We start from the raw sequence: 25,670 nt of genomic DNA, 5'->3' as shown, positions 1-25,670 counted from the left end.
CCCGGACTCCGTCCGGGGGGACCCCCACCAGCGGGGCACTCACTGCTCAGGCCACATTCACCCGCTGGCCGGGCGGTGCCGCCTCCAGCCAGGCGAGGAAGCCGGTGAGGGCGTCGTCGCTCATCGCGAGTTCGAGCCGGGTGCCCCGGTGCTCGCAGACCAGGACGACGGCGTCGGAGAGCAGCGCCAGCTCCTCTTGGCCCTGCGGCAGCCGCCGGTGCAGCACTTCGATGGCCGAGCGTTCCAGCGACCGTCGCGGCCGGGGGGCGTAGGAGAAGACCCGGAACCACTCGATCCGGTCGCCGCTGTAGCGGGCGACCCCGTACGCCCATCCCTTGCCCGAGGGCGCGTCGACGCCGCCGGGCGCCATGCGCAGGCTGCAGTCGAAGGTGCCGCCGGGACGCTGGATCAGCCGCCGCCGCAGACCGAAGACGAACAGCCCCAGCAACGCCACCGCGACAAGGGCCCCGCACACCTGAAAAGCGAGGATCACGCCCATCGACCTCCTCGCTCAACGTCACGTACAGGGATACTGCAACCGCGGGAAGCCCTCCTGGGCCTCCCGCGGCTCATGGCCCCACCGGGCCGGATGCTCAGCGTGAACCGGTCGCCGCGATGAGACGGACCTCGGCACGCCGCTCGCCGACCGCGTCGGCGTCGGCCTTGGCACGCTCCAGGGCCCGCTCCGCGCGCTGGACGTCGATCTCGTCGGCCAGCTCCGCGATCTCCGCGAGGACCGACAACTTGTTGTCCGCGAAGGAGATGAAGCCGCCGTGCACCGCCGCGACGACGGTGCCGCCGTCGGTGGTGCGGATGGTCACCGGGCCGGACTGCAGCACACCGAGCAGCGGCTCGTGGTTCGGCATGACGCCGATGTCGCCCGACTCGGTACGTGCGACGACAAGAGTGGCCTCGCCGGACCAGACATTGCGGTCCGCGGCGACCAGCTCGACGTGCAGCTCAGCCAAGATGGCTCCTCGGGTCGGCACCCGCCGCCGTCCGGCGGGTGCATAAAACACAGGATAACGGGGGTGCGGCAAGGGGGCGGACACAGGGTCCGCCCCCTGCCGGGTGAGCGTCGGGTGACGGGCGTCAGCCGACGCCGAGCTCCTTGGCGTTGCGCTCGAGGTCCTCGATGCCACCGCACATGAAGAACGCCTGCTCAGGGAAGTGGTCGTACTTACCGTCGGCGATGGCGTTGAACGCGTGGATCGACTCCTCCAGCGGGACGTCGGAACCGTCCACACCGGTGAACTGCTTCGCCGCGTGGGTGTTCTGCGACAGGAATCGCTCGATGCGACGGGCGCGGTGGACGGTGAGCTTGTCCTCCTCGCCCAGCTCGTCGATACCGAGGATGGCGATGATGTCCTGGAGGTCCTTGTACTTCTGCAGGATCCCCTTGACACGCATGGCGCACTCGTAGTGGTCCTGCGCGATGTAGCGCGGGTCCAGGATGCGGGACGTCGAGTCCAGCGGGTCCACCGCCGGGTAGATGCCCTTCTCCGAGATCGGGCGCGACAGAACGGTCGTCGCGTCCAGGTGCGCGAAGGTCGTCGCCGGCGCCGGGTCGGTCAGGTCGTCCGCGGGGACGTAGATCGCCTGCATGGAGGTGATCGAGTGACCACGGGTCGAGGTGATGCGCTCCTGGAGGAGGCCCATCTCGTCGGCGAGGTTCGGCTGGTAACCCACCGCGGACGGCATGCGGCCGAGCAGCGTGGAGACCTCGGAACCGGCCTGGGTGAAGCGGAAGATGTTGTCGATGAAGAACAGCACGTCCTGCTTCTGCACATCGCGGAAGTACTCCGCCATGGTCAGACCGGCCAGGGCGACGCGCAGACGGGTGCCCGGGGGCTCGTCCATCTGGCCGAAGACCAGCGCGGTCTTGTCGAGGACGCCGGACTCCTCCATCTCCTGGATGAGGTCGTTGCCCTCACGGGTGCGCTCGCCGACGCCGGCGAACACGGAAACGCCCTCGTGCAGCTTCGCCACACGCATGATCATTTCCTGGATGAGGACGGTCTTGCCGACACCGGCGCCGCCGAACAGACCGATCTTGCCGCCCTTGACGTACGGGGTCAGCAGGTCGACGACCTTCAGGCCGGTCTCGAACATCTCGGTCTTGGACTCGAGGTCCTCGAACCTCGGCGCCTTGCGGTGGATCGTCCAGCGCTCACCGACGTTCGCGTTCTCCTCGGGGAGGTTCAGCACCTCACCGAGGGTGTTGAACACCTTGCCCTTGGTGAAGTCGCCGACCGGGACCGTGATGCCCGCGCCCGTGTCGGTCACGGCGGCCTGGCGGACCAGACCGTCGGTGGGCTGCATGGAGATGGCGCGGACCAGGCCGTCGCCCAGGTGCTGGGCGACCTCGAGGGTCAGCGTCTTCAGCTTGCCGTCCTCGGCCGGGTCGGCGACCTGGACGGTGAGGGCGTTGTAGATCTCGGGCATGCCGTCGACGGGGAACTCCACGTCGACGACCGGGCCGATGACCCGGGCGACGCGGCCCGTGGCAGCGGCCGTCTCAACAGTGGTGGTCATGTTTAGTCACTCCCCGCAGAGGCGTCGGCCAGGGCGCTGGAGCCACCGACGATCTCGCTGATTTCCTGGGTGATTTCGGCCTGGCGGGCCTGGTTGGCAAGCCGCGTGAGCGTCTTGATGAGCTCCTCGGCGTTGTCGGTCGCGGCCTTCATCGCGCGGCGGCGGGCGGCGTGCTCGGAAGCGGCACCCTGCAGCAGCGCGTTGTAGATCCGGCTCTCGACGTACCGCGGCAGCAGGGCGTCGAGGACGCCCTCGGCCGACGGCTCGAAGTCGTACAGGGGGAGGATCTCCCCCTCCTTGCGGGCCTGGCCGCCGGTGGCCTCGTCGAGGGAGAGCGGCAGCAGCCGCCGCTCGACGGGGGACTGCGTCAGCATCGACACGAACTCCGTGAAGACGATGTGCAGCTCGTCGACGCCGCCCTCGGCCGTGTCCTTGAGGACCTGGTCGATCAGCGGGTCGGCCACCGCCTTGGCGTCCGCGTAGGCCGGCTTGTCGGTGAATCCCGTCCACGAGGCGGCGATGGGACGCTCACGGAAGCCGTAGTACGCGACACCCTTGCGGCCGACGATGTAGTGCTCGACTTCCTTGCCCTCCGCGCGCAGCCGCTCGGTGAGCCGGTCGGCAGCCTTGATCGCGTTGGACGAGTAGCCGCCGGCCAGACCGCGGTCGCTCGTGACGAGCAGCACCGCGGCGCGGGTCGGGTTCTCGGCCTCCGTGGTCAGCGGGTGGTTCGTGTTGGAACCGGTCGCGACCGCGGCCACCGCGCGGGTGAGCTCATCGGCGTACGGGGACGAGGCCGCCACCTGGCGCTGGGCCTTGACGATCCGGGACGCGGAGATCATCTCCATCGCCTTCGTGATCTTCTTGGTGGCGGTGACGGTCTTGATGCGGCGCTTGTATACCCGAAGCTGGGCGCCCATGCTCAGCCCTCACCCAGGAGCTTGCCGTCCGAGGTCTCGAACTGCTTCTTGAACTCCGCGACCGCGTCCGTCAGGGCCTCGATGGTGTCGTCGCCCAGCTTGCCGGTCTCGACGATGCCCTGCAGGAGGTCCTTCTTCTCGCGGCGGAGGTAGTCCAGCAGCTCGCGCTCGAAGCGGCGGATGTCCTCGACCGGTACGTCGTCCAGCTTGCCGGTGGTGCCGGCCCAGATGGAGACGACCTGGTCCTCGATCGGGAAGGGCGCGTACTGGCCCTGCTTCAGCAGCTCGACCATGCGCTTGCCGCGCTCCAGCTGTGCCTTGGAGGCTGCGTCCAGGTCGGAACCGAAGGCGGCGAAGGCCTCCAGCTCGCGGTACTGGGCGAGGTCCACACGCAGGCGGCCGGCGACCGACTTCATGGCCTTGATCTGCGCCGAGCCACCGACTCGGGAGACCGAGATACCGACGTTCAGCGCCGGGCGCTGGCCCGCGTTGAACAGGTCGGACTCCAGGAAGCACTGGCCGTCGGTGATCGAGATGACGTTGGTCGGGATGAACGCCGAGACGTCGTTGGCCTTGGTCTCGACGATCGGCAGACCGGTCATCGAGCCGGCGCCCAGCTCGTCGGAGAGCTTGGCGCAGCGCTCCAGCAGGCGGGAGTGCAGGTAGAAGACGTCACCCGGGTAGGCCTCACGGCCCGGCGGGCGGCGCAGCAGCAGGGAGACGGCGCGGTAGGCGTCGGCCTGCTTGCTCAGGTCGTCGAAGACGATCAGGACGTGCTTGCCCTGGTACATCCAGTGCTGGCCGATGGCCGAGCCGGTGTACGGGGCGAGGTACTTGAAGCCGGCCGGGTCGGACGCCGGAGCCGCGACGATGGTCGTGTACTCCAGGGCGCCGGCCTCCTCCAGCGAGGCGCGCACGCCCGCGATGGTGGAGCCCTTCTGGCCGATGGCGACGTAGATGCAGCGGACCTGCTTCTTCGGGTCGCCGGAACGCCAGTTGTCGCGCTGGTTGATGATCGTGTCGATCGCCAGGGCGGTCTTGCCGGTCTGGCGGTCACCGATGATCAGCTGACGCTGACCGCGGCCGATCGGGGTCATCGCGTCGACGGCCTTGAGGCCGGTCTGCATCGGCTCGTGGACGGACTTGCGGGCCATGACGCCGGGAGCCTGCAGCTCCAGCGCGCGGCGGCCGTCGGTCTCGATCTCGCCGAGGCCGTCGATCGGGGTGCCGAGCGGGTCGACGACGCGACCCAGGTATCCCTCGCCGACAGCGACGGAGAGCACCTCACCGGTGCGGTGCACCGGCTGGCCCTCCTCGATGCCGCTGAACTCGCCGAGGACGATCGCACCGATCTCGCGCTCCTCGAGGTTGAGGGCGAGACCGAGGGTGCCGTCCTCGAAGCGCAGCAGCTCGTTCGCCATGGCCGAGGGCAGACCCTCGACCTTGGCAATGCCGTCGCCGGCCATGCTGACCGTGCCGACCTCCTCGCGCGAGGCCGCGTCCGGCTTGTACGACTGGACAAAGGTCTCCAGCGCGTCCCGGATCTCCTCCGGCCGGATCGTGAGCTCCGCCATCTGGGTTCCCTGCTCTCCTTGTTGGGCCCGAAGTATTCGCTACGGCCCAACTCGGGCCGCTGGTACTGCTCTTTGAGTTGGTGGCTGGTTCAGCCGGCCATCCGCCGGGCCGCCTCTTCGAGGCGCTCCGCGATGGTCCCGTTGATGGCCTCGTCGCCCACCCGCACCTGGATTCCGCCGAGGACCTCGGGGTCCACGTCGAGGTTCAGGTGCACCTGCCGGCCGTAGATCGTGGCCAGCGCGGCGCCGAGGCGCTGCTTCTGCCGGTCGCTCAGCGGTACCGCCGAGACGACGACCGCGACCGTACGGCCCCGGCGCGCCGCCGCCAGCTTGGACAGGGCGTCGAGCCCTGCCTCCAGGCTACGGCCTCGCGGGTGGGTCACAAGACGGACCACGAGCCGCTCGGTGACCGGGTTGGCCCGGCCTCCCAGCAGCGAACGGAGCAGCCCGGCCTTGGCCTGGGCGCCCGCGGCGCGGTCGGTCAGCGCCGCCCGCAGATCGCTGCTGCCGGAGACGATCCGGCCGAAGCGGAACAGCTCGTCCTCGACGTCGTCGAGGTGGCCGGAGCGCTCCGCGGCGATCAGGTCGGCACTGAAGGAGAGTTCCTCCAGCGCGTCGGTGAGATCCCGCGACTGCGACCACCGGCTGCGGATCATGCCCGAGACCAGGTCGAGGGCCTCCCCGCCGACCTGACCGCGGAGCACCGTCTGCGCCAGGCCGGCCTTGGCCTCGCCGGACTGAGCCGGGTCGGTCAGCGCCCGGCGCAGGGCGCCCTCGCGGTCGAGCAGCCCCGTGACGGCGGCCAGCTCCTCGGCGAGCTTCGCCGCGTCGACGGACGTGTTGTCCGCCAGCGCGTCGAGACGCTCGCGTGCGGCGGCCAGTGCCTCGCGGCTCGCTCCGTTCATCGCGCGGCCTCGGCCTTCTCCTCGAGCTCGTCGAGGAAGCGGTCGATCACACGGCTCTGCCGGGTGGTGTCCTCCAGGGACTCACCGACGATCTTGCCGGCCAGGTCGGTGGCGATCCTGCCCACGTCCTGGCGCAGCGCGTGCGCGGCGGACTTGCGGTCCGCCTCGATCTGCGCGTGCCCCGCGGCGATGATCTCCTCGCGCTGCCGCTGGCCTTCCGCACGCATCTCGGCGATGAGCGCGGCGCCCTGCTCCTGCGCCTCCTGGCGCAGACGCGCGGCCTCGTGACGAGCCTCGGCGAGCGACTGCTTGTACTCCTCGAGGGTCCGCTGAGCCTCGGCCTGGGTGGCCTCGGCCTTCTCCATGCCGCCCTCGATGGCCTCGCGCCGCTCGTCCAGAACCTTGTTGATGTTCGGGATGAGCTTCTTGGCGAGGAAGAAGAAGACGATGGCGAAGGCGATGAGACCGATGACGAGCTCTGGGATCGGCGGGATGAGGGGGTTCTCCGCCTCCTCGGCCGCCAGCTGTGCCAGGGCGTTCACATCAGTGCCTTCCGTCGAAAGGGGTTGGGCTCGTCAGCCCGGATCAGGAGGTCGGGTAGACGAACGGCATGACCAGACCGATCAGGGCGAGCGCCTCACAGAAGGCGAAGCCGAGGATCTGGTTGGCACGGATGAGGCCGGCCGCCTCGGGCTGGCGGGCGAGGGCCTGGGTGCCGTTGCCGAAGATGATGCCGATGCCGACGCCGGGGCCGATGGCCGCGAGGCCGTAGCCGATGGAGCCCAGGTTGCCCAGGATCTGAGTGGCGGCGAGGTTCACAGCGGACATGCTGTTTCTTCCTTCTCTTTCACGGACCGGTGGGGGTTGGCCACCGGACAATCGGGGGGAGTACTGAGCGGTAGGCGGGTGCTCAGTGGTGCTCGGCCAGCGCGCCCTGGATGTAGGAGCAGGCCAGGAGGACGAAGACGTAGGCCTGGACGGCCTGGATGAACAGCTCGAAGGCCGTCATCACGATGACCATCACGAACGAGACGCTCGCGTAGGCGATGCCGATGCCGTTGAGCAGGTACCAGCTGGCGATGGTGAACAGCAGCAGCAGGACGTGCCCGGCGAACATGTTGGCGAACAGTCGCACCGCGTGCGTGAACGGGCGGACGATCACGTTGGAGAGGAACTCCAGGCCGACGACCATCGGCAGGACCGGGCCGAGGTTCTTGTCGTAGCCGGTGATGTTCTTCCAGCCGCCCACGAAGCCGTGCTTCTTGAAGGTCAGCGACATCCAGGTGATGTACACCACCGCGGCGAGCGCGGCCGGGTAGCTGATGATCGCCGTGACCGGGAACTGCGCGATCGGGATGATCGACCACAGGTTCAGGATCCACACGAAGAAGAACAGCGAGACCATGAACGGCACGTACTTCTCGCCGTCCCGCTTGCCGATCGTCTCGTAGACGATGCCGCGGCGCACGAAGTCGTAGCCCGCCTCGGCCACCATCTGCAGCTTGCCGGGGACGACCTTCGGCTTGGCGAAGGCGGCCCAGAAGAAGCCGACGATGACGATGCTGCCGAGCAGCGCGAGCAGCATCGTCTTGTTGAAGTAGACGCTGCTGTCCCCGTCGCCGATCAACGGCTTGAAGAGGAAGGAGTGCAGGCCGGGGGCCGGGAAGCCGCACCCGTCGAAGATGTGGCAGTTCGTCTCGAAGGCGAGCGTCTTTACATCACTCACCGCGAGCTCCTTCAGCGTGGCGCATGGGTACGGCAACCTCGTTGTGTCGGCGCGGCGTAAGCCCGCGGAACGGCACTGGACTGGTCTTGCAGATGTGGGGGCGGCGGTCGGGCGCTGAGCCGGACGACTGTTGCGAAGGCATGACTGCCGCCCGCGCCAGCTCTGCCGCAGTTGAGACCGGACGATAGCAAACGAGCGGCAGCCCTCTTGCACCGGCCCTGTGGTTCATCACGACGTTCCGGCGGATCCGGGCTCGACGTACAGCATCTTGGTCTTCATGTGCGCACGGGCCTGGGCGGCGATCCACACCAGGGTCGTGCCGAGCAGGGTGAACGCGAACACCTGGGTGTCGAACAGCGATGTGTGCTTGAACACCGCCAGCACGATGGCCAGGAGCAGCAGCTGCACCGTGTAGAGCATCAGCCCCATCGCCTGGAACAGCGTGGGGTAGGAACGGGCGGTGCGCTGAAGCACCGTCAGACCGATTCCCATGAAAGTGATCACCACCACCGCGCCGAATCCGGCACCGATCGCACCCTTGCCGCCGGCGAGCACGGCGGCGACAGCGACCGCGATCACTCCCGCGGCTACGGCGGGTACGGCGCAATTCAGGAGCGTTCGGGCGTCGTTGGACTGCATGGCGGCAGCTCCTCCGGCGAGGTTGGGAGTACAGGGGTCGTCGAGGACGAGCGTAGCCCGGCGGCGGGGACATGCCTCACGCCGGAAGACCATCGCACTACGGTCTTTCGGCTTGCTTCCGGGCTTTCGTGAACGGTATCACAAACTATTTGATGAGGTCTTTACCCGGTTCGTGTGTGACCTGTCACACGGCCGGAGTACAACCCGCGGCGTCCTGCTGACGCCGGGGCGTCTGTGTGCTATCGCGTCATCGGGTCACCGGCTGCCGCTGCCGGCCGTGCGGCCGGCCTCCACCAGCTGCCGGTCGATCTCGCTCAGCGCGGTGGCCCCGTTGACGCCCGGTGCCTCGCCGGCGGCGATGGCGGCGTGCGCGGCGGCGTGCGCCTCGATCCGGGTACGGCGGTAGCGGGGCGGCACGAACGACTCGGCCCAGCGCGGGGCCTTGGGGTTGAAGCGGGGCATGAGCAGCGCGATCAGGCCGATCGCGCTCAGCATCACGATGCCCAGCACGATCCACAGGCTGGAGGAGTTCACCGAGAACGCCACCGCGCCGAAGGCGATCAGCGCCGACCAGAAGTACATGATGAGCACGGCCCGGCTGTGCGAGTGCCCGATGTCCAGCAGCCGGTGGTGCAGGTGCCCGCGGTCGGCGGCGAACGGCGACTGGCCGTTCCACGTGCGGCGCACGATGGCCAGCACCAGGTCCGCGGCGGGGATCGCGATCAACGTCAGCGGCAGCAGCAGCGGCATGTAGACCGGCACCATGAAGTGCGTGGTGTCCCGGGTGGAGCCGGTGAGGTTGGTGATCGCGTCGGGGTCGGTCTGGCCCGTGATGGAGATCGCACCGGAGGCCAGCACCAGGCCGATCAGCATCGAGCCGGAGTCGCCCATGAAGATCCGCGCGGGGTGCAGGTTGTGCGGCAGGAAGCCCAGGCACATGCCGATCAGGATCGCGCTGAACAGCGTCGCGGGCGCCGCGGCCTCGATGCCGTAGCCGTACCAGATCCGGTAGGCGTACATGAAGAACGCGACGGCGGCGATGCACACCATGCCGGACGCGAGCCCGTCCAGGCCGTCGACGAAGTTCACCGCGTTGATGGTGATCACCACCAGGGCCACGGTCAGCAGCGTCGACTGCACGGGGCTGAGCGCGACGATGCCCTTGCCCGGGATGGGCAGCCACAGCACGGTCAGGCCCTGCAGGACCATGACGCCGGCCGCGATCATCTGCGCGCCCAGCTTGATCAGCGCGTCCACGCCCCACTTGTCGTCGAGCACGCCCAGCAGCCAGATCAGTCCCGCGCCGGACAGCAGCGCGCGTGGCTCGTTGGAGAGCTCGAAGACGCTCTTGAGGTTGGTCAGGTGCGCGGCCACCAGCAGGCCGGCGCACAGACCGCCGAACATGGCGATGCCGCCGAGTCGCGGCGTCGGTTCTCGGTGGACGTCACGATCGCGGATCTCGGGCATGGCACCTGCCGCGATGGCGAACTTCCGCACCGGCCCCGTCAGGAGGTAGGTGACGGCAGCGGCCACGCACAGGGTCAACAGGTACTCGCGCACGGGCACACCCTATTCGCGTCCGGGTGCCGACTGTAAACACAGACAGAGACTCACAGCGGGTACCCAGGGTTGCACATGTCACCCCCGGGGTAGGGGCCGGGGCCCGTGCGTGCCCCGATCAGACCGGGTACGGGGGGAAGTCGCCCACCAGCTCCGCGACCCGGTTCGCCAGTCCGCGCTCCTCCCGCAGCGCCCGCGCGATCACGTCCGCGACCTGGGGCATCTGCTGCTCGCCCATGCCCTGCGTGGTCACCGCCGCGGTGCCGAGGCGGATACCGGAGCCGGCCGCGCAGGGCTCCTTGTCGTAGGGCAGCGTGTACTTGTCCAGCACGATCCCGGCGCCCGCGCACAGCCCGCGGGCCCGCATCCCCGTGACGCCGAAGGCCGACACGTCGGCGGCGATCAGATGGGTGTCGGTGCCGCCGGTGGCGATCCGCATGCCCTGGCCTGCCATGGCGTCGGCGAGCGCGCGGGCGTTGGCGATCACCTGGTGCGCGTAGAGCGCGAACTCAGGCCGCGCCGCCTCCGCGAAGGCCGCCGCCTTGGCCGCGATCGCGTGCATGTGCGGGCCGCCCTGCGAGAACGGGAAGACCGCCCGGTCGATCCGCTGGGCGAGGTCGGCCCCGCACAGGATCAACCCGCCGCGCGGGCCGCGCAGCGTCTTGTGGGTGGTCGCGCACACCACGTCCGCGTACGGCACGGGGTTGGGCGAGGCGCCGCCGGCCACCAGGCCCAGCGTGTGCGCGGCGTCCACGATCAGGTACGCGCCGACGTCGTCGGCGATCTCGCGGAACGCGGCGTAGTCGATGGTGCGCGGGTAGGCGATGCCGCCGCACACGATCGCCTTGGGGCGGTGCTGGTGGGCGAGGACGCGCAGCCGCTCGTAGTCGATCCGGCCGCCCTCCTCGAACGTGGCGCCCTCGGTCACGCCGTACCCGGCGAAGCGGAACCAGCGGCCCGAGAAGTTGGACTGCGATCCGTGCGTGAGGTGCCCGCCGTGCGCCAGGGACATCGCCAGGATGGTGTCTCCGGGGACCAGGAGGGCCGCGTAGGCGGCCAGGACGGCCGAGGAGCCGGAGTAGGGCTGCACGTTCGCGTGCGCGGCTCCGAAGAGCCGTGTGGCCCTTTCGACGGCCAGCCGCTCGGCGAGGTCGACCAGCTCGCAGCCCGCGTGGTGGCGGTGCCCGGGGTAGCCCTCGGCGTACTTGTTGGCCAGCGGGGAGCCGAGCGCGGCCAGCACCGCCGGCGAGGTGAAGTTCTCCCCCGCGATCAGCTGGAGGCAGGAGGCCTGCCGCTGGGTCTCCCCGAGCAGGATGTCCGCCAGCTCGGGGTCCTGGTCGCGCAGCCGGGAGAAGCCGGTGTCCCCGGCCGGGAGCGTGGTGGTGGCGGCTATGTGGGCTGACGACGCTTCCGCGGTAGGCATGGGGCGCTCCGGGCGGCTGGAAGGGACTCACCTGCCACTCTTGCACCGTTCCGGCCGTTTCGCGCCGTCTTGTGCTCCGCCGGGGGACGGCGGGTGCGGAAAAGTGCGGAAACCTTCCGGCAGACCCTCACCGGGTGGGTGCCGCCACCCCCGTCAGCGCGGTCAGCACCGGGTCCAGCGCCCCGTGGATCTCCTCGCCGATGGACCGGAAGAAGGTCAGCGGCGCCCCGTACGGGTCGTAGACCTCGTCCGCGTCCGGCGTCGGCGCCAGGAGCCAGCCGCGCAGCGCCGCCGCGGCACGGACCAGCGAGCGGGCGCGCTCGGTCACGCTGCCCTCCGGCAGCGTCGTGGGGTCTATCGCCTTCACGAGCCGGGTGAACTCCTTGAGCGTGAACGTCCGCAGGCCCGCCGCGTGCCCCATCGAGATGACCTGGGCGCGGTGGTCGCGGGTGGCGGTGAGCACCAGGTCCGCGTCGATGACGTGGTCGTCGAGGAGTTCCCGCCCGAGGAAACCGCTCGGGTCGGCGGCGTACTCGGCCAGCACCGTGGCCGCGTGCGCCTCCATCGGCGCCCCCTCGTGGCCCCAGGTGCCCGCGCTCTCCACGATGATCCCGGAGGCCCCGTCGCCGAGCCGCAGGGTCAGCTCGTGGCGGGTCAGCCGCTCGGCCATCGGCGAGCGGCAGACATTGCCGGTGCAGACGTGAAGGATGCGGAAGTAGTCATCGCGCTGCCCGGGTATGGGCGGCGTCAATTGCCTACCTCCAGGTCGGGTACGACCTCGCGCAGCTGCTCGGCGCTGAGGGCCCCGGCCCGCAGCAGTACCGGCACCTTGCCGGTGACGTCGACGATGGAGGACGGGACGGCCGCCGGCGTGGGCCCGCCGTCGAGGTAGATGGCCACGGAGTCGCCGAGCATCTCCTGGGCGGCGTCGCAGTCCTGCGGCGAGGGGTGTCCGGTGAGGTTGGCGCTGGAGACGGCCATCGGGCCGGTCACGTTCAGCAGCTCGATCGCGACGGGGTGCAGCGGCATGCGCACCGCCACGGTGCCACGGGTGTCCCCCAGGTCCCACTGCAGGGACGGCTGGTGGCGGGTGACCAGGGTCAGCGCGCCGGGCCAGAACGCGTCGACGAGGTCCCATGCCTGCTCGGAGAAGTCCGTGACCAGGCCGTGCAGGGTGTTCGGGGAGCCGACGAGGACGGGCGAGGGCATGTTGCGGCCCCGGCCCTTGGCCTCCAGCAGGTCGCCGACGGCCTCGGCGTTGAAGGCGTCCGCGCCGATGCCGTAGACGGTGTCCGTGGGCAGCACCACGAGCTCGCCGCGACGAACGGCGGACGCGGCCTCGCGCAGTCCGGCCACCCGGTCCGTCGCGTCCGAGCAGTCGTAACGCCGTGCCATCAGCAGACCTCCATGACGTGCGGCGCCGTGCTCACGGCGTCGCCTTTCGGGCAGTGGTGAACCTGGGGCGGTTGTTCAGGTCGGGGTGGTCGGCGGCATCCGCCCAGCCGGCCTCCTCCGTGAAGATCCAGGGCACCTGGCCGCCCTGGGTGTCCGCATGCTCGATGACGACGACGCCACCGGGCCGCAGCAGCCGGTGCGCGGTGCGCTCGATGCCGCGGATGGTGTCGAGGCCGTCCTCGCCGGAGAACAACGCCATCTCCGGATCGTGGTCACGGGCCTCGGGCGCCACGTGCTCCCACTCGGTGAGCGGGATGTACGGCGGGTTGGAGATCACCAGGTCCACCTGGCCGTTGAGGTCGGGGAAGGCATCCAGGGCGTTGCCCTGCCGCAGGTCGACCTTGCTGCCCTGGACGTTCTTGCGGGCCCACACCAGGGCCTCGTCGGACAGCTCCACGGCGTGCACCCGGCTGCGCGGCACCTCCTGTGCCAGGGCGAGCGCGATGGCGCCCGATCCGGTGCACAGGTCGACGATGAGCGGCTCGGCGACGTCCATGGCGCGCACGGCGTCTATGGCCCACCCCACCACGGACTCGGTCTCCGGGCGCGGGACGAAGACGCCCGGCCCCACCTGGAGTTCCAGGTAGCGGAAGAACGCCCGGCCGGTGATGTGCTGCAGCGGCTCGCGGGCCTCGCGGCGGGCGACGGCCTCCCAGTAGCGGGCGTCGAAGTCCCCGTCGGCGACCGTGTGCAGGGCGCCGCGCTTGACGCCGTGCACGTACGACGCCAGTTCCTCGGCGTCGAAGCGCGGCGAGGGCACGCCGGCATCGGCCAGCCGCTGGGTCGCCTGCGCGACCTCGGCGAGCAGCAGGTTCACTTGTCGCCTCCGGTTCAGCTTCCGTCGCCCGCGGCGGCCAGCTTGGCAGCCGAGTCGGCGTCGACGCACGCCTGGATGACCGCGTCGAGGTCACCGTCGAGGACCTGGTCCAAGTTGTACGCCTTGAACCCGACGCGGTGGTCGGAGATGCGGTTCTCCGGGAAGTTGTAGGTGCGGATGCGCTCGCTGCGGTCGACCGTGCGCACCTGGCTGCGGCGGGCGTCGGAGGCCTCGCGCTCGGCCTCCTCCTGCGCGGCGGCCAGCAGCCGGGAGCGCAGGATGCGCATCGCCTGCTCCTTGTTCTGGAGCTGGCTCTTCTCGTTCTGGCAGGAGACGACGATGCCGGTCGGCAGGTGCGTGATGCGCACCGCGGAGTCGGTGGTGTTGACCGACTGGCCGCCGGGTCCCGAGGAGCGGTAGACGTCGATCCGCAGGTCGCCCGCGTTGACCTCGACCTCGACCTCCTCGGCCTCCGGGGTGACCAGCACGCCGGCGGCGGAGGTGTGGATGCGGCCCTGCGACTCGGTCGCGGGCACCCGCTGCACGCGGTGCACCCCGCCCTCGTACTTCAGCCGGGCCCAGACGCCCTGTCCGGGCTCGGTGGCGCCGTTGCCGCCCTTGGTCTTCACCGCGACCTGGACGTCCTTGTAGCCGCCGAGGTCGGACTCGTTGGCGTCGATGATCTCGGTCTTCCACCCGACGCGCTCGGCGTAGCGCAGGTACATGCGCAGCAGGTCGCCGGCGAACAGCGCGGACTCCTCGCCGCCCTCGCCCGCCTTGACCTCCAGGATCACGTCCTTGTCGTCACTGGGGTCGCGCGGCACGAGCAGCAGGCGCAGCCGGTCGGTCTGCTCCTCGCGCTGCTTCTCCAGCTCCTTGACCTCGGCGATGAAGTCCGGGTCGTCGGCGCTGAGTTCGCGGGCCGTCTCGATGTCCTCGCCGGTCTGCTTCCAGCCCCGGTACGTGCCGATGATGGGGGTCAGCTCGGCGTAGCGCTTGTTGAGCCTGCGCGCGTTGGCCTGGTCCGAGAAGACCCCGGGGTCGGCAAGCTTCTTCTCGAGGTCGGCGTACTCGCCGATCAGTTCCTCGACCGCCTCGAACATCAGGATCCCTGCTCTGCGAATGGGTGGACGCCGGTGAACCAGCCTGGGACGACAAAGCGCCGGTCCGGCCGCCGGAGGGTATCCGGGCAGCCGTGGACCGGCGCTTTCGGGTCGCTACTTCTTGGCGGACCCGGCCGCCTTGCCGAAGCGGGCCTCGAAGCGGGCCACGCGGCCACCGGTGTCGAGGATCTTCTGCTTGCCCGTGTAGAACGGGTGGCACGCAGAGCAGACGTCGGCACGGATGACGCCGCCGCCCACGGTGCTACGAGTGGTGAACGAGTTGCCACAGGTGCAGCTGACCTGGGTCTCGACGTACTCCGGGTGGATGTCGCGCTTCAAGGGAAACTCCTAGTGATCGGGAGGGTCCCGGGTCGTGGCACGGGCTTGCGTCACGTGAACCGGGGCCGACGTACCAGTCTGCCAGGACTGGCCGCATCTCCCCAAACCGGGGACGGCCCGGAACTATTCCGCGCCGCCGTCCCGGGCCTGCGGGGTGCTGCGGACGACACCGCCGGTGTCCACCTCGTCACCGGCCGATCCCTTGGTGGCCGAGCGCGGGATGGGGCGGTCGGCCCGCAGCGCGGCCCACACCCGCTCGGTCTGGGCGGTCAGCGGCACGACCCGGTTGGGGTCGGCGGGGTCGTAGCGCACGGGCATGGTGACCATGGAGATGTGCCGGGAGCCCAGGTCCTTCAGGCTCTCCCCCAGGTTGACCAGCTTCTTGACCGAGGCCAGCTCGGAGTCGGTGGTGATGGCGCCGGTGGCGGTGCTGGCGATCTTGTACAGCCGGGCCGGGGAGCCCAGCACCCCGATGCTGTCGACCCGGTCGACCAGGGCCTTCAGGAAGGCCTGCTGCAGCCTTATCCGGCCCAGGTCGCTGCCGTCGCCGACCCCGTGCCGGGTCCTGACCAGGCCGAGGGCCTGCTTCCCGTTCAGATGGTGGGTGCCGGCCGGCAGGTGCAGATGGCTCTCGTTGTCGCTGATCGCGCGGCTGGTGGTGACGCTGACCCCGCCGAGGGCGTCGATGAGCCGCTGGAAGCCGGTGAAGTCGATCTCGATGTAGTGGTCCATGCGGATGCCGGTCATCGTCTCGACGGTCTTGACCGTGCATGCCGGGCCGCCGACCGCGTACGCCTCGTTGAACATCTCGTTCGACACGGCGGGCGCGGTGCCACCGCCGGGCTTGGCGCAGGAGGGCCGGTCCACGAGGGTGTCGCGGGGGATGCTGACCACCGAGGCCTTGCGGTGGCCGGGGTAGACGTGGACGATCATCGCGGTGTCGGAACGGGCCGTGCCGTCGTCCTGGCCGCCGCCGGCCTTCGCGTTCGCCCCGGACCGGGAGTCCGAGCCGAGGACGAGGATGTCCATCGAGCCGTTGTCGACGTCGCGGGGCCGGTCCCGGCCCAGCAGGGCGTTGATGTCGATGCCGCGGATGTTCCCGTTGAGCTTGAGGTACAGGCAGCCCACCGCCGCCGTGGCGAGCAGCAGGACGGTCGCCACGCCCCAGGCCGTGATGCGCAGGGCGCGGCCGCGGGCGCTTCTGCGCCGCCGCGATGACGTCCTGCGTCCGTGGTCCGCCTCGTGGGCCATGAGGTCCTCAGTTCTCGTCGGCTCGTCGTGGCTTCGGGTGCCCCCCGTGGTCGTGGTCATCGGGCATGGGACGAAATGTCCCCTCTTGGGAGACGTCCGGGGACGCCTCGGGGTTCCTCGCGATCGTGCACACCAGCCATGACAGCGGGTCCCGGTGCGCCCTGTCCCAGGACGCGCCGGGACCCGTGGTCCAAGAGCCACACGGTCGGCCCCCACCGGGCGGCCGGGCCGGCCCCGCCGGGGCCCCGGGGCGCCGTGTGCGGCCTCGTCGGCGGCCACCGGAAAAGGGGCGGGTCCCGGCACCCAAGTGCCGGGACCCGCCCCTTCGTTGCGTCCGGGCGTCAGTCGTTGTTCGTGCCCGGGGTCGTCTTCGCGATCTGCATCAGGAACTCGGCGTTGGACTTGGTCTGCTTCATCTTGTCCAGCAGCAGCTCGATCGCCTGCTGCGAGTCGAGCGCGTGCAGCACCCGGCGCAGCTTCCAGACGATGCTCAGTTCGTCGGGAGCGAGCAGGATCTCCTCCTTGCGGGTACCGGACGGGTCGACGTCGACCGCCGGGAAGATCCGCTTGTCGGCGAGCTTCCGGTCGAGCTTGAGCTCCATGTTGCCGGTGCCCTTGAACTCCTCGAAGATCACCTCGTCCATGCGCGAGCCGGTCTCGACCAGCGCGGTGGCCAGGATGGTCAGCGAGCCGCCGTCCTCGATGTTGCGCGCGGCACCGAAGAAGCGCTTCGGCGGGTACAGCGCGGTCGAGTCGACACCACCGGACAGGATGCGGCCGGAGGCGGGCGCCGCGAGGTTGTACGCGCGGCCCAGACGGGTGATGGAGTCCAGCAGGACGACGACGTCGTGGCCCAGCTCCACCAGTCGCTTGGCGCGCTCGATGGCGAGCTCGGCGACGGTGGTGTGGTCCTCGGCGGGACGGTCGAAGGTCGAGGAGATGACCTCGCCCTTCACCGACCGCTGCATGTCGGTGACCTCTTCCGGACGCTCGTCGACGAGGACGACCATCAGGTGGCACTCGGGGTTGTTGCGGGTGATCGCGTTGGCGATCGCCTGCATGATCATGGTCTTGCCGGTCTTCGGCGGGGCCACGATCAGACCGCGCTGGCCCTTGCCGATCGGCGCGACGAGGTCGATGATCCGGGTCGTCAGCACGCCCGGGTCGGTCTCCAGGCGGAGCCGGTCCTGGGGGTAGAGCGGCGTCAGCTTGTTGAACTCCGGCCGCCCGCGGCCGGAGTCGGGGGCCATGCCGTTGGTCGAGTCCAGGCGGACCAGCGCGTTGAACTTCTCGCGGCGCTCGCCGTCCTTCGGCTGCCGGACGGCGCCGGTGACGTGGTCGCCCTTGCGCAGGCCGTTCTTGCGGACCTGGGCGAGCGAGACGTACACGTCGTTCGGGCCGGGCAGGTAGCCGGAGGTCCGGATGAACGCGTAGTTGTCGAGGATGTCCAGGATGCCCGCGACCGGGATCAGGACGTCGTCGTCGGCGACCTGCGGCTCGCTCGCGAAGTCCTCGCGGCGGTTGCTGCCGCGCCCGCGGCGGTCGCGGTAACGGCCCCGGCGCCGACGGCCGCTGCCGTCGAACTCGTCGTCGTCCTGCGGTCCGCCCTGCGGGCCGCCGCCCCCCTGCTGCTGGTGCTGCTGCTGGCCCTGCTGGCCGCCGCCGCCCTGCTGCTGACGCTGCGGGCCACCGTCCTCGCCGCCCTTGCGGCGGTCGCGCTGACGGTCGCGCTGGCGGTCGCGGCGGCTCTCGCGGCGGTCCTCGCCGCCCCTGGCGTCGCCGCCGGAACGGCCCTCGGCCGTGTCGGCCGCGGCCTCGGCCCGGGCGTCGGCCCGGCCCTCGCCCCGGCCGTCGGCGGACTGCTCCGCCTTGACCGCCGGAGCGGCCTTCTCGCCGGCCGGCTGGCCGGGGATCTCGATCTGCTTCGGCTGCTGCTCGGCGCCCGTGGCGGCCGGGGCCTCGCCGGATTCACCCGTACGGGTGCGCGAGGTGGCGCGGCGCTTCGGCTTGTCGGCGGCGGGCTCGGCGCTCTCGCCGGCAGTGGCCTTGGCGCCGCCGGACTGCGCGGCCTTGATGGTCTCGATGAGCTGGCTCTTGCGCATCCGCGCGGTGCCCTTGATGCCCAGACCGGAGGCGAGCTGCTGCAGCTCGGCGAGAACCATGCCCTCCAGACCGGTACCCGCGCGGCGACGCCGCGCGGCGGGGGCAGTGGCAGCACCGGTGGCAGGCGCGGCAGCATCGGACGCGGCGACAGGGCTGTCTGCGCGTACGCCCATCAGATCGGTGGTGTCGCTCACGAAGGGTCCTTCCCTGGAGCGGACGTCGGCCTGTCTGGCTCGGCGACCGGTTGTGCTGTCCGGATCCGGTCCATATGACTGCCGGATTCGGGGCGGTGGTCCGCCTGATGGCGGAGAAATGAGATGGAACGAGTTCAATACACAGTTCCGGCGAGGTGAGAGTTCACTCTCGGGTGAAATGTCACCCGCGCCGACTCCGGAGCGTGCTCGGCACTGCTCAGGCAGGCTGCCTATGCGGTGTGGGAGGCTCCCGGAAGAATGGCGGTCCCGATGCGGGACACAGAGCACCCGGACAACAGGAACAGTGGTTGAGTACCTGAGTCCGCGAGTGCAGCAATGAGATTAACACTACCCGATCCACCAAACATTCCCCCTCTCTTCGACCGGCAATCGTGTCACTGCCCCACGGCAAGTGGCAGCACACTCGCCCCTGCCGCGTCGAGGGTCAGGCGATTGGCCGCCCACCCCTCCCCCGCGAGCAGGGAGACCTTGTCGGCGGTGTCCTCCGCCGCCAGCGCCAGCACCGTCGGTCCCGCACCGGAGATGACGGCGGGGACGCCCTCGGCGCGCAGCAGGTTCACCAAGGCCACGCTCTCGGGCATGGCCGGAGCCCGGTACTCCTGGTGCAGCCGGTCCTCGGTGGCGGGGAGCAGCAGCTCGGGGCGCCTGGTCAGGGCCTCGACGAGCAGTGCGGCACGTCCCGCGTTGGCCGCGGCGTCCACGTGCGGAACGGTGCGCGGCAGCAGTCCCCTGGCGGTCTCGGTCAGCAGCGGCCTCGACGGCACGAAGACCACCGGGACGACCGACTCGACCGGGTCCATCCGCACGGCGTGCGCGGAGCCGGACTCGGTCCAGGCGAGGGTGAAGCCGCCGAGCAGGCAGGCGGCGACGTTGTCGGGGTGGCCCTCGATCTCGTTGGCCAGCTCCAGTACGGCGGCCTCGTCGAGCCGGTCCTGGCCGCCTATCGTCACTGCGCGGGCGGCCATGATGCCCGCGCAGATGGCGGCGGAGGAGGAGCCGAGGCCGCGGCCGTGCGGGATGCGGTTGGCGCAGACGACCTCCAGGCCGCGCGGCTGGCCGCCCAGCAGGTCGAAGGCGGTCCGCAGGGACCGTACGACCAGGTGGTTCTCGTCGCGGGAGAGCGTCTGCGCGCCCTCGCCGGCGATGTCGACGTGCAGACCGGAGTCGGCCACCCGGACCACGACGTCGTCGTAGAGCCCGAGGGCCAGGCCGAAGGCGTCGAAGCCCGGTCCGAGGTTGGCGCTGGTCGCGGGGACGCGCACTCGGACGGCGGCGGCGCGGAAGGCGGGTCCGGCCATCGTTCGATGACTCTCCTTGCTTCAAGTGCGTTCCGCCCCGCGGCACGAGGGCATCGTTGCCGTACGGGGGCGGGGACTTGGGGGACCGTACCAGGACCGTCCCCCGCGGGGGACGGTGCCATTGGCATGGGCCGGAACGGCGTTCGGTGACGCCGGTGTGAAGCCAGCCTATCGAAGGAAGGTTCTGCCGCGACATAGGGCGCACGGACAGCGCGTGATGCGTGTCGCGAGCGGGTCCGTGCGCCCCTGCTGCCGGACGTGTCAGTGCAGCCCGAGCCGGTCGGCCGCCGCGTCGGCGTCGACGGGGACGACGATCGGCTGCGGGGCGCCCTCCACCGCCCAGCCCGGGTCCTTCAGGCCGTTGCCGGTGACGGTGCAGACGATGCGCTGGCCCGGGTCGACCTTGCCCTCCTCGGCCGCCTTGAGCAGCCCCGCGACGCTCGCGGCGGAGGCCGGCTCGACGAAGACGCCCTCCTGGGCGGCCAACAGCCGGTAGGCGGAGAGAATCTGACGATCCGTCACCGAGTCGATGAGGCCGCCGGATTCGTCCCGCGCCTCCTCCGCGTACCGCCACGACGCCGGGTTGCCGATCCGGATCGCGGTGGCGATGGTCTGCGGCTTCAGAACCGGGTGACCGAGCACGATCGGGGCCGCGCCCAGCGCCTGGAAGCCCCACATACGCGGGTTGCGGGTGGAGACGCCGTCCGCGGAGTACTCGCGGTATCCCTTCCAATAGGCCGTGATGTTGCCCGCGTTGCCGACCGGCAGCACATGGATGTCGGGGGCGTCGCCGAGCGCGTCGACGATCTCGAACGCGGCGGTCTTCTGCCCCTCGATGCGCACCGGGTTCACCGAATTGACCAGCGCCACCGGGTACTTGTCCGACAGTCCGCGCGCGAGGTCCAGGCAGTCGTCGAAGTTGCCGTCCACCTGCAGGATGCGGGCGCCGTGCACCAGCGCCTGGCCCATCTTGCCGAGCGCGATCTTGCCCTGCGGCACCAGCACCGCGCACACCATGCCGGCGCGCACCGCGTAGGCGGCCGCCGAGGCGGAGGTGTTGCCCGTGGAGGCGCAGATGACGGCCTGCGCGCCCTCCTCCTTGGCCTTGGAGATCGCCATCGTCATGCCGCGGTCCTTGAAGGAACCGGTGGGGTTGGCGCCCTCGACCTTCAGGTACACGTCGCAGCCCGTGCGCTCGGACAGCACCGGGGCGGGGACCAGCGGTGTGCCGCCCTCCAGCAACGTGACCACCGGGGTCCGCGAGGTGACCGGCAGCCGCTCCCGGTACTCCTCGATGAGGCCGCGCCACTGGTGGGTGGCCGGGCCGCGGACGGCGGAGACTGTGTTCATCGCTGGATCACTCCCCTTCGACGCGCATGATGCTGGCGACGCCCCGTACGGTGTCGAGTTTGCGCAGGGCCTCGACGGTGGCCGCGAGTGCGGCGTCCGGTGCGCGATGGGTGACGACGACGAGGGACGCCTCGCCGCCGTCGACGGCCAGGCGTCCGTCGTCGGCGCCGCCGCTCTGCTCCCGGCCCTGCTGGCGGACCGTGTCGATGGACACCTGATGCTCGGCGAAGACCGTGGCCACCTGGGCCAGAACACCCGGTTTGTCGGCCACGTCCAGGCTGATGTGGTACCGGGTGACCACGTCGTCCATCGGGCGCACGGTGAGCCGCGCGTAGGCCGACTCCCCCGGTCCCGTGGTGTTCGCCAGCCTGTTGCGGCAGGTGGCCACCAGGTCGCCCAGCACCGCGGAGGCGGTCGGCGAGCCGCCCGCGCCGGGACCGTAGAACATCAGCCGGCCGGCGGCGGCGGCCTCGACGAAGACCGCGTTGTAGGCCCCGCGCACATTCGCCAGCGGGTGCGTCAGCGGGATCATCGCCGGGTGCACGCGGGCGGTCACCGAGCTGCCGTCGGCGCTGCGCTCGCAGATCGCCAGCAGCTTGACCGTGCAGCCCATCTCCTTGGCCGAGGCGATGTCGCCCGCGGTGACCTCGGTGATGCCCTCGCGGTGCACGTCGCCGATGGTCACCCGGGTGTGGAAGGCGATACCGGCCAGGATCGCGGCCTTGGCGGCCGCGTCGAAGCCCTCGACGTCGGCGGTCGGGTCGGCCTCGGCGTAACCCAGCGCGGTGGCCTCGTCCAGCGCCTCGGAGTAGCCGGCGCCCGTGGAGTCCATCTTGTCGAGGATGAAGTTGGTCGTGCCGTTGACGATGCCGAGCACCCGGTCGACCCGGTCGCCGGCCAGCGACTCGCGCAGCGGGCGGATCAGCGGGATCGCGCCGGCGACCGCGGCCTCGTAGTAGAGGTCGACGCCCGCCTCGACGGCCGCCGCGTGCAGCGCGGTGCCGTCGGCGGCCAGCAGCGCCTTGTTGGCGGAGACCACGCTCGCGCCGTGCTCGAAAGCGGTGGTGATCAGCGAGCGGGCGGGCTCGATGCCGCCGATGACCTCGATGACGACGTCGATGTCCCCGCGTTTGACCAGGGCCGTCGCGTCCGTGGTCAGCAGTTCCGGCGCCACCCCCGCGCGCACCCGGTTCGGGCGGCGCACCGCGATGCCCGCGAGCTCCACGGGCGCCCCGATGCGCGCGGCGAGGTCGTCCGCGTGCGTCGTCATGATGCGCGCCACCTCTGAGCCGACCACACCACAGCCCAGCAGCGCCACCTTCAGCGGACGCGTTCGCATCATCCGACCTCGCTTCGCGTTTTCGGCTCTTTCGAGCTCTTTGGACGGTCCCAGTCTCACGCACCGGACGGGAGATTCCACGCCGTGTCCGGATCGCGAGACCAGTCCCCTTCTCCGTGAGATTCCACGTCAGCCGACGTCGAGACGGAGGAGATCCTCCTCCGTCTCACGCCGGACGATCACCCGCGCCGCGCCGTCCCCGACCGCGACGACCGGCGGCCGCAGCGCGTGGTTGTAGTTGCTCGCCATCGAGCGGCAGTACGCCCCCGTCGCGGGCACCGCCAGCAGGTCGCCGGGCGCCAGGTCGGCCGGGAGGAAGGCGTCGCGCACGACGATGTCGCCCGACTCGCAGTGCTTGCCGACCACGCGCGCGAGCATCGGTTCCGCGTCGCTGCTGCGCGACACGAGCGCGACGCTGTACTCGGCGTCGTACAGCGCCGTGCGGATGTTGTCCGACATGCCGCCGTCCACGCTGACGTAGGTGCGCAGCCCTTCCAGCGGCTTGATCGTGCCCACCTCGTAGAGGGTGAACGCGGTCGGGCCGACGATCGCCCGGCCCGGCTCGACCGACAGCCGCGGCGCGGCCAGGTCCGCCGCCCGGCACTCGCGGGCGACGATCTCACCCAGCGACTTGGCGATCTCGTGCGGCTCGCGCGGGTCGTCGTCCGCGGTGTACGCGATGCCCAGGCCGCCGCCGAGGTCGATCTCGGGCAGCTCCACGCCGTGCTCGTCGCGGATCTGCTTCAGCAGGCCGATGACGCGGTGCGCGGCCACCTCGAAGCCCGAGGTGTCGAAGATCTGCGAACCGATGTGGGAGTGGATGCCGACCAGTTCCAGCGACTCCAGGCGCAGCACGCGGCGCACCGCCTCGGCGGCGTCGCCGCCGGTGAGGGAGAAGCCGAACTTCTGGTCCTCGTGGGCGGTGGCGATGAACTCGTGGGTGTGCGCCTCCACGCCCACGGTCACCCGGATCTGCACCGGCTGCCGCCTGCCCAGGCGCTGCGCGGCGTCCGCGACCCGGACGATCTCCTGGAACGAGTCCAGCACGATGCGCCCCACCCCGGCCTCGACGGCCTGGTGGATCTCCTCGCCGCTCTTGTTGTTGCCGTGCAGCGCGATGCGCCCGGCGGGCATCCCCGCGGAGAGCGCCACCGCCAGTTCGCCGCCCGAGCAGACGTCGAGGTTCAGGCCCTCCTCGTGCAGCCAGCGCACCACGGCGCGGGACAGGAACGCCTTGCCGGCGTAGAAGACGTCGGCGCCGTCGCCGAAGGCCTCGCGCCAGGCACGGCAGCGGGCCCGGAAGTCGGACTCGTCCAGGATGTAGGCGGGGGTGCCGAACTCCTCGGCGAGGTGCCGGACGTCCAGACCGCCCACGGTGGCGACGCCGTCGGCGTCCCGGGTGACGGTGCGGGCCCACACGCGGGGGTCGAGGACGTTGAGGTCGGCGGGCGGCGCGGCGTAGTGGCCCTCGGGGAGGACGTCGGCGTAACGGGGACCGGCGGGGTGTGCGGATCGGCTCATCGTCTGGTGCTCTTCGCTCTCACAGGTGTCGGGGGGCGCTGATGCCGAGCAGGGTCAGGCCGTTGGCGAGCACGGTCCCGGCGGCGTCGGCGAGGGCCAGCCGGTTCCCGTGAACGGCCGAGGGTTTCTCGTCGCCCTTGGGCAGCGCCGGGCACGTGTCGTGGAAGCGGAGGAAGGCGTCCGCGGTGTGCTCCAGGTGCCGGGCCAGCCGGTCCGGCGCGCCGTGCCGGGCGGCGGCCTCCACGGTGCGGGGGAAGTCGGCGATCAGGCCGAGCAGTTCGGCCTCCGCGGGGTGGCGGAGGTCCTCGGCCGCACCGGGGCCGATGCCCAGATCATGGGCGTTGCGCAGCAGGGCCCGGGCCCGGGCGTGAGCGTACCGGACCCGGAACAGGGGGTTGCTCTCGCGCTGCGCGAGGTGCTCGGCGGGGTCGGTGCGGGGGGCGTCCTCGGCGGGCGGGCGCAGCAGCGCCCAGGCGGTGGCGTCGGGGCCGAGGGTGCGGAGCAGTTCGTCCGCGGTCTCCCGGACGGGGTGCGGCCGGCGGGCGGGCGGGGTGATGCCGGTGGCGGTGCGGAGCCGGTGGAGGGCGGCGGCGAGGGTGTCGGCGCGGGCGTCGCCGGTGGGGGCGGTCGGGGCGGGCACGGTGTGGCGGCCGATGCCGTAACGGGGGCCCTGCGCGCGGACGAGGTCGACGAGGGCGCCGTACGACTCGCTCGCAAGGGTGATGTTGAGGAACCCGGGGTGGGCGACGTCGACGCGTGCGATGCCGGGGAGGGCGGTGAGGTGGCCCCGGATGACGTCGGCGACGGCGGGGGGCGGGGCGCCGGTGAGGGGGGCCAGTTGCAGTGCCACGTTGGTGGCGTAGTCCCCGCAGCCGGGGCGGGGCGGCCGGCGCACGACGACCCGGTCCGGGACGGGCCCCGCCAGCTGGAGCTCGCCGGCCTCGACGGCACGGCGCACCGCGCTCAGCACGGTGCGGGAGAGCTCGGCGGGGGTCACGCTGTCAAGCCTAGGCGAGGAGGGGGGTGGCCACGCGAACCGGTTTCACCCCTCGGGCACGGGCGGTCACGCACGGCGGTCAGCTGCTGTTGGTGCGGCGCCGCCGGTCACGTACTGCCGGTCACGCACTGCCGGGACTGGCGGCGGGAGCGCCTTCCTCATCCCCGGTTCCGTGTCTGTCCGGTACGTCGGCGAGCGCGCGGACGACACGGACAAGGTCACCGGGCTCGAAGGGCTTGCTGAGGAAGGCGTCCACGCCGGCGGCGACACCGCTCTCGACCTCCGCCTGGGTGCAGGCACTGATCACGACGATGCGGACGTCGCGGGTACGGGGATCGGCGCGCAGGCGGGCCGCCGTCCGTATCCCGTCCAGGCGCGGCATGACGACGTCCAGGGTGACCACATCCGGCCGCACGCGCTGCACGACGTCCAGGCACTCGACACCATCGGCCGCGGTCACGACCTCGAAGCCCTCCAGCTCGAGATTGACCCTGATCAACTGCCGGATGACCTTGTTGTCGTCGACCACAAGCACCCGGCCGGACGCGCCCGGCACACTGCGAAGCCTAGGCGCGCGACATGGGATGCGTCCGCGTTTTC

The 25,670-nt window shown here is 70.9% G+C and carries 24 protein-coding genes and 1 pseudogene; all 25 read right to left on the bottom strand.

From position 1 onward, the window contains the following. Positions 1 to 46: 46 nt before the first annotated feature. Positions 47 to 493, bottom strand: coding sequence for a DUF2550 domain-containing protein (locus ACIP98_RS20045; protein WP_319659954.1), 447 nt, complete (start codon positions 491 to 493; stop codon positions 47 to 49). A 100-nt stretch (positions 494 to 593) separates the two neighbouring features. Then, positions 594 to 971 (bottom strand): F0F1 ATP synthase subunit epsilon, encoded by a 378-nt coding sequence (locus ACIP98_RS20040; protein ID WP_319660055.1) that lies wholly within the window; start codon positions 969 to 971, stop codon positions 594 to 596. 121 nt (positions 972 to 1,092) lie between these two features. Continuing rightward, positions 1,093 to 2,535, bottom strand: coding sequence for a F0F1 ATP synthase subunit beta (atpD, locus tag ACIP98_RS20035; protein WP_319659955.1), 1,443 nt, complete (start codon positions 2,533 to 2,535; stop codon positions 1,093 to 1,095). Between the two features lie 2 nt (positions 2,536 to 2,537). Beyond that, positions 2,538 to 3,455, bottom strand: coding sequence for a F0F1 ATP synthase subunit gamma (locus ACIP98_RS20030; RefSeq protein WP_319659956.1), 918 nt, complete (start codon positions 3,453 to 3,455; stop codon positions 2,538 to 2,540). A 2-nt stretch (positions 3,456 to 3,457) separates the two neighbouring features. Next, on the bottom strand, positions 3,458 to 5,029 hold the full coding sequence (atpA, locus tag ACIP98_RS20025; protein WP_319659957.1) for a F0F1 ATP synthase subunit alpha: 1,572 nt from the start codon (positions 5,027 to 5,029) through the stop codon (positions 3,458 to 3,460). 89 nt (positions 5,030 to 5,118) lie between these two features. After that, complete coding sequence (locus ACIP98_RS20020) at positions 5,119 to 5,934, bottom strand: F0F1 ATP synthase subunit delta (protein WP_319659958.1); 816 nt, start codon at positions 5,932 to 5,934, stop codon at positions 5,119 to 5,121. Continuing rightward, a complete protein-coding gene (locus ACIP98_RS20015) occupies positions 5,931 to 6,476 on the bottom strand; it encodes a F0F1 ATP synthase subunit B (protein WP_319659959.1) in 546 nt (181 codons plus the stop codon). Before ACIP98_RS20015 ends, ACIP98_RS20020 begins: the two co-directional genes overlap by 4 nt. Positions 6,477 to 6,519: 43 nt before the next feature. Beyond that, positions 6,520 to 6,762 (bottom strand): ATP synthase F0 subunit C, encoded by a 243-nt coding sequence (gene atpE / locus ACIP98_RS20010; RefSeq protein ID WP_018563527.1) that lies wholly within the window; start codon positions 6,760 to 6,762, stop codon positions 6,520 to 6,522. A gap of 82 nt (positions 6,763 to 6,844) precedes the next feature. Beyond that, on the bottom strand, positions 6,845 to 7,675 hold the full coding sequence (atpB, locus tag ACIP98_RS20005) for a F0F1 ATP synthase subunit A (protein WP_319660056.1): 831 nt from the start codon (positions 7,673 to 7,675) through the stop codon (positions 6,845 to 6,847). 213 nt (positions 7,676 to 7,888) lie between these two features. Continuing rightward, on the bottom strand, positions 7,889 to 8,299 hold the full coding sequence (locus ACIP98_RS20000) for a hypothetical protein (RefSeq protein WP_319659961.1): 411 nt from the start codon (positions 8,297 to 8,299) through the stop codon (positions 7,889 to 7,891). A 255-nt stretch (positions 8,300 to 8,554) separates the two neighbouring features. Continuing rightward, complete coding sequence (locus ACIP98_RS19995) at positions 8,555 to 9,859, bottom strand: MraY family glycosyltransferase (protein WP_319659962.1); 1,305 nt, start codon at positions 9,857 to 9,859, stop codon at positions 8,555 to 8,557. Positions 9,860 to 9,977: 118 nt separating this feature from the next. Then, positions 9,978 to 11,282, bottom strand: coding sequence for a serine hydroxymethyltransferase (gene glyA, locus ACIP98_RS19990; RefSeq protein WP_319659963.1), 1,305 nt, complete (start codon positions 11,280 to 11,282; stop codon positions 9,978 to 9,980). A 127-nt stretch (positions 11,283 to 11,409) separates the two neighbouring features. Continuing rightward, positions 11,410 to 12,033, bottom strand: a complete 624-nt coding sequence (locus tag ACIP98_RS19985; RefSeq protein WP_319659964.1) for a protein-tyrosine-phosphatase — start codon at positions 12,031 to 12,033, stop codon at positions 11,410 to 11,412. After that, on the bottom strand, positions 12,030 to 12,677 hold the full coding sequence (locus ACIP98_RS19980; protein WP_319659965.1) for an L-threonylcarbamoyladenylate synthase: 648 nt from the start codon (positions 12,675 to 12,677) through the stop codon (positions 12,030 to 12,032). The genes ACIP98_RS19985 and ACIP98_RS19980 overlap by 4 nt, the downstream gene beginning before the upstream one ends. A 31-nt stretch (positions 12,678 to 12,708) precedes the next feature. Further along, positions 12,709 to 13,554, bottom strand: coding sequence for a peptide chain release factor N(5)-glutamine methyltransferase (gene prmC / locus ACIP98_RS19975; protein ID WP_319659966.1), 846 nt, complete (start codon positions 13,552 to 13,554; stop codon positions 12,709 to 12,711). A 14-nt stretch (positions 13,555 to 13,568) separates the two neighbouring features. Then, complete coding sequence (prfA, locus tag ACIP98_RS19970) at positions 13,569 to 14,657, bottom strand: peptide chain release factor 1 (protein ID WP_319659967.1); 1,089 nt, start codon at positions 14,655 to 14,657, stop codon at positions 13,569 to 13,571. Between the two features lie 114 nt (positions 14,658 to 14,771). Then, the gene (gene rpmE, locus ACIP98_RS19965; protein ID WP_319659968.1) at positions 14,772 to 14,996 is read right to left on the bottom strand and encodes a 50S ribosomal protein L31; all 225 of its coding nucleotides are present in this window, start codon (positions 14,994 to 14,996) and stop codon (positions 14,772 to 14,774) included. Between the two features lie 123 nt (positions 14,997 to 15,119). Further along, the gene (locus ACIP98_RS19960) at positions 15,120 to 16,247 is read right to left on the bottom strand and encodes an LCP family protein (RefSeq protein WP_401977145.1); all 1,128 of its coding nucleotides are present in this window, start codon (positions 16,245 to 16,247) and stop codon (positions 15,120 to 15,122) included. Positions 16,248 to 16,588: 341 nt separating this feature from the next. Continuing rightward, positions 16,589 to 18,544: a transcription termination factor Rho gene (gene rho / locus ACIP98_RS19955; RefSeq protein WP_319659969.1), complete on the bottom strand. Its 1,956-nt coding sequence runs from the start codon at positions 18,542 to 18,544 to the stop codon at positions 16,589 to 16,591. A 395-nt stretch (positions 18,545 to 18,939) separates the two neighbouring features. Continuing rightward, a complete protein-coding gene (gene thrB, locus ACIP98_RS19950; protein ID WP_319659970.1) occupies positions 18,940 to 19,863 on the bottom strand; it encodes a homoserine kinase in 924 nt (307 codons plus the stop codon). 261 nt (positions 19,864 to 20,124) lie between these two features. Then, positions 20,125 to 21,213, bottom strand: a complete 1,089-nt coding sequence (thrC, locus tag ACIP98_RS19945; protein WP_319659971.1) for a threonine synthase — start codon at positions 21,211 to 21,213, stop codon at positions 20,125 to 20,127. Between the two features lie 7 nt (positions 21,214 to 21,220). Beyond that, positions 21,221 to 22,555: a homoserine dehydrogenase gene (locus ACIP98_RS19940; protein WP_319659972.1), complete on the bottom strand. Its 1,335-nt coding sequence runs from the start codon at positions 22,553 to 22,555 to the stop codon at positions 21,221 to 21,223. A 126-nt stretch (positions 22,556 to 22,681) separates the two neighbouring features. Beyond that, entirely contained in the window at positions 22,682 to 24,073 is a 1,392-nt protein-coding gene (gene lysA, locus ACIP98_RS19935; protein WP_319659973.1) for a diaminopimelate decarboxylase, read from the bottom strand. A 19-nt stretch (positions 24,074 to 24,092) separates the two neighbouring features. Beyond that, complete coding sequence (nrtL, locus tag ACIP98_RS19930; RefSeq protein WP_401977097.1) at positions 24,093 to 25,070, bottom strand: ArgS-related anticodon-binding protein NrtL; 978 nt, start codon at positions 25,068 to 25,070, stop codon at positions 24,093 to 24,095. 121 nt (positions 25,071 to 25,191) lie between these two features. After that, positions 25,192 to 25,651: pseudogene (locus tag ACIP98_RS19925) on the bottom strand (response regulator). Positions 25,652 to 25,670: the final 19 nt, after the last annotated feature.

The sequence above is a fragment of the Streptomyces sp. NPDC088354 genome (assembly GCF_044753585.1).
Taxonomy (GTDB): domain Bacteria; phylum Actinomycetota; class Actinomycetes; order Streptomycetales; family Streptomycetaceae; genus Actinacidiphila.
Note: the sequence above shows the minus strand (reverse complement) of the source record. Positions and strands in the feature narration are given on the sequence as shown.

Bases quoted from the DNA above. Each gene is read 5' to 3' on its own strand.
- atpE (WP_018563527.1), bottom strand. From the start codon at position 6,762: ATGTCCGCTGTGAACCTCGCCGCCACTCAGATCCTGGGCAACCTGGGC.
- ACIP98_RS20000 (WP_319659961.1), bottom strand. From the start codon at position 8,299: ATGCAGTCCAACGACGCCCGAACGCTCCTGAATTGCGCCGTACCCGCC.
- atpA (WP_319659957.1), bottom strand. From the start codon at position 5,029: ATGGCGGAGCTCACGATCCGGCCGGAGGAGATCCGGGACGCGCTGGAG.
- ACIP98_RS20020 (WP_319659958.1), bottom strand. From the start codon at position 5,934: ATGAACGGAGCGAGCCGCGAGGCACTGGCCGCCGCACGCGAGCGTCTC.
- ACIP98_RS20030 (WP_319659956.1), bottom strand. From the start codon at position 3,455: ATGGGCGCCCAGCTTCGGGTATACAAGCGCCGCATCAAGACCGTCACC.
- glyA (WP_319659963.1), bottom strand. From the start codon at position 11,282: ATGCCTACCGCGGAAGCGTCGTCAGCCCACATAGCCGCCACCACCACG.
- thrB (WP_319659970.1), bottom strand. From the start codon at position 19,863: ATGGCCGGACCCGCCTTCCGCGCCGCCGCCGTCCGAGTGCGCGTCCCC.
- atpD (WP_319659955.1), bottom strand. From the start codon at position 2,535: ATGACCACCACTGTTGAGACGGCCGCTGCCACGGGCCGCGTCGCCCGG.
- ACIP98_RS19960 (WP_401977145.1), bottom strand. From the start codon at position 16,247: ATGGCCCACGAGGCGGACCACGGACGCAGGACGTCATCGCGGCGGCGC.
- prfA (WP_319659967.1), bottom strand. From the start codon at position 14,657: ATGTTCGAGGCGGTCGAGGAACTGATCGGCGAGTACGCCGACCTCGAG.
- thrC (WP_319659971.1), bottom strand. From the start codon at position 21,213: ATGAACACAGTCTCCGCCGTCCGCGGCCCGGCCACCCACCAGTGGCGC.
- ACIP98_RS19940 (WP_319659972.1), bottom strand. From the start codon at position 22,555: ATGATGCGAACGCGTCCGCTGAAGGTGGCGCTGCTGGGCTGTGGTGTG.
- lysA (WP_319659973.1), bottom strand. From the start codon at position 24,073: ATGAGCCGATCCGCACACCCCGCCGGTCCCCGTTACGCCGACGTCCTC.
- ACIP98_RS19980 (WP_319659965.1), bottom strand. From the start codon at position 12,677: ATGGCACGGCGTTACGACTGCTCGGACGCGACGGACCGGGTGGCCGGA.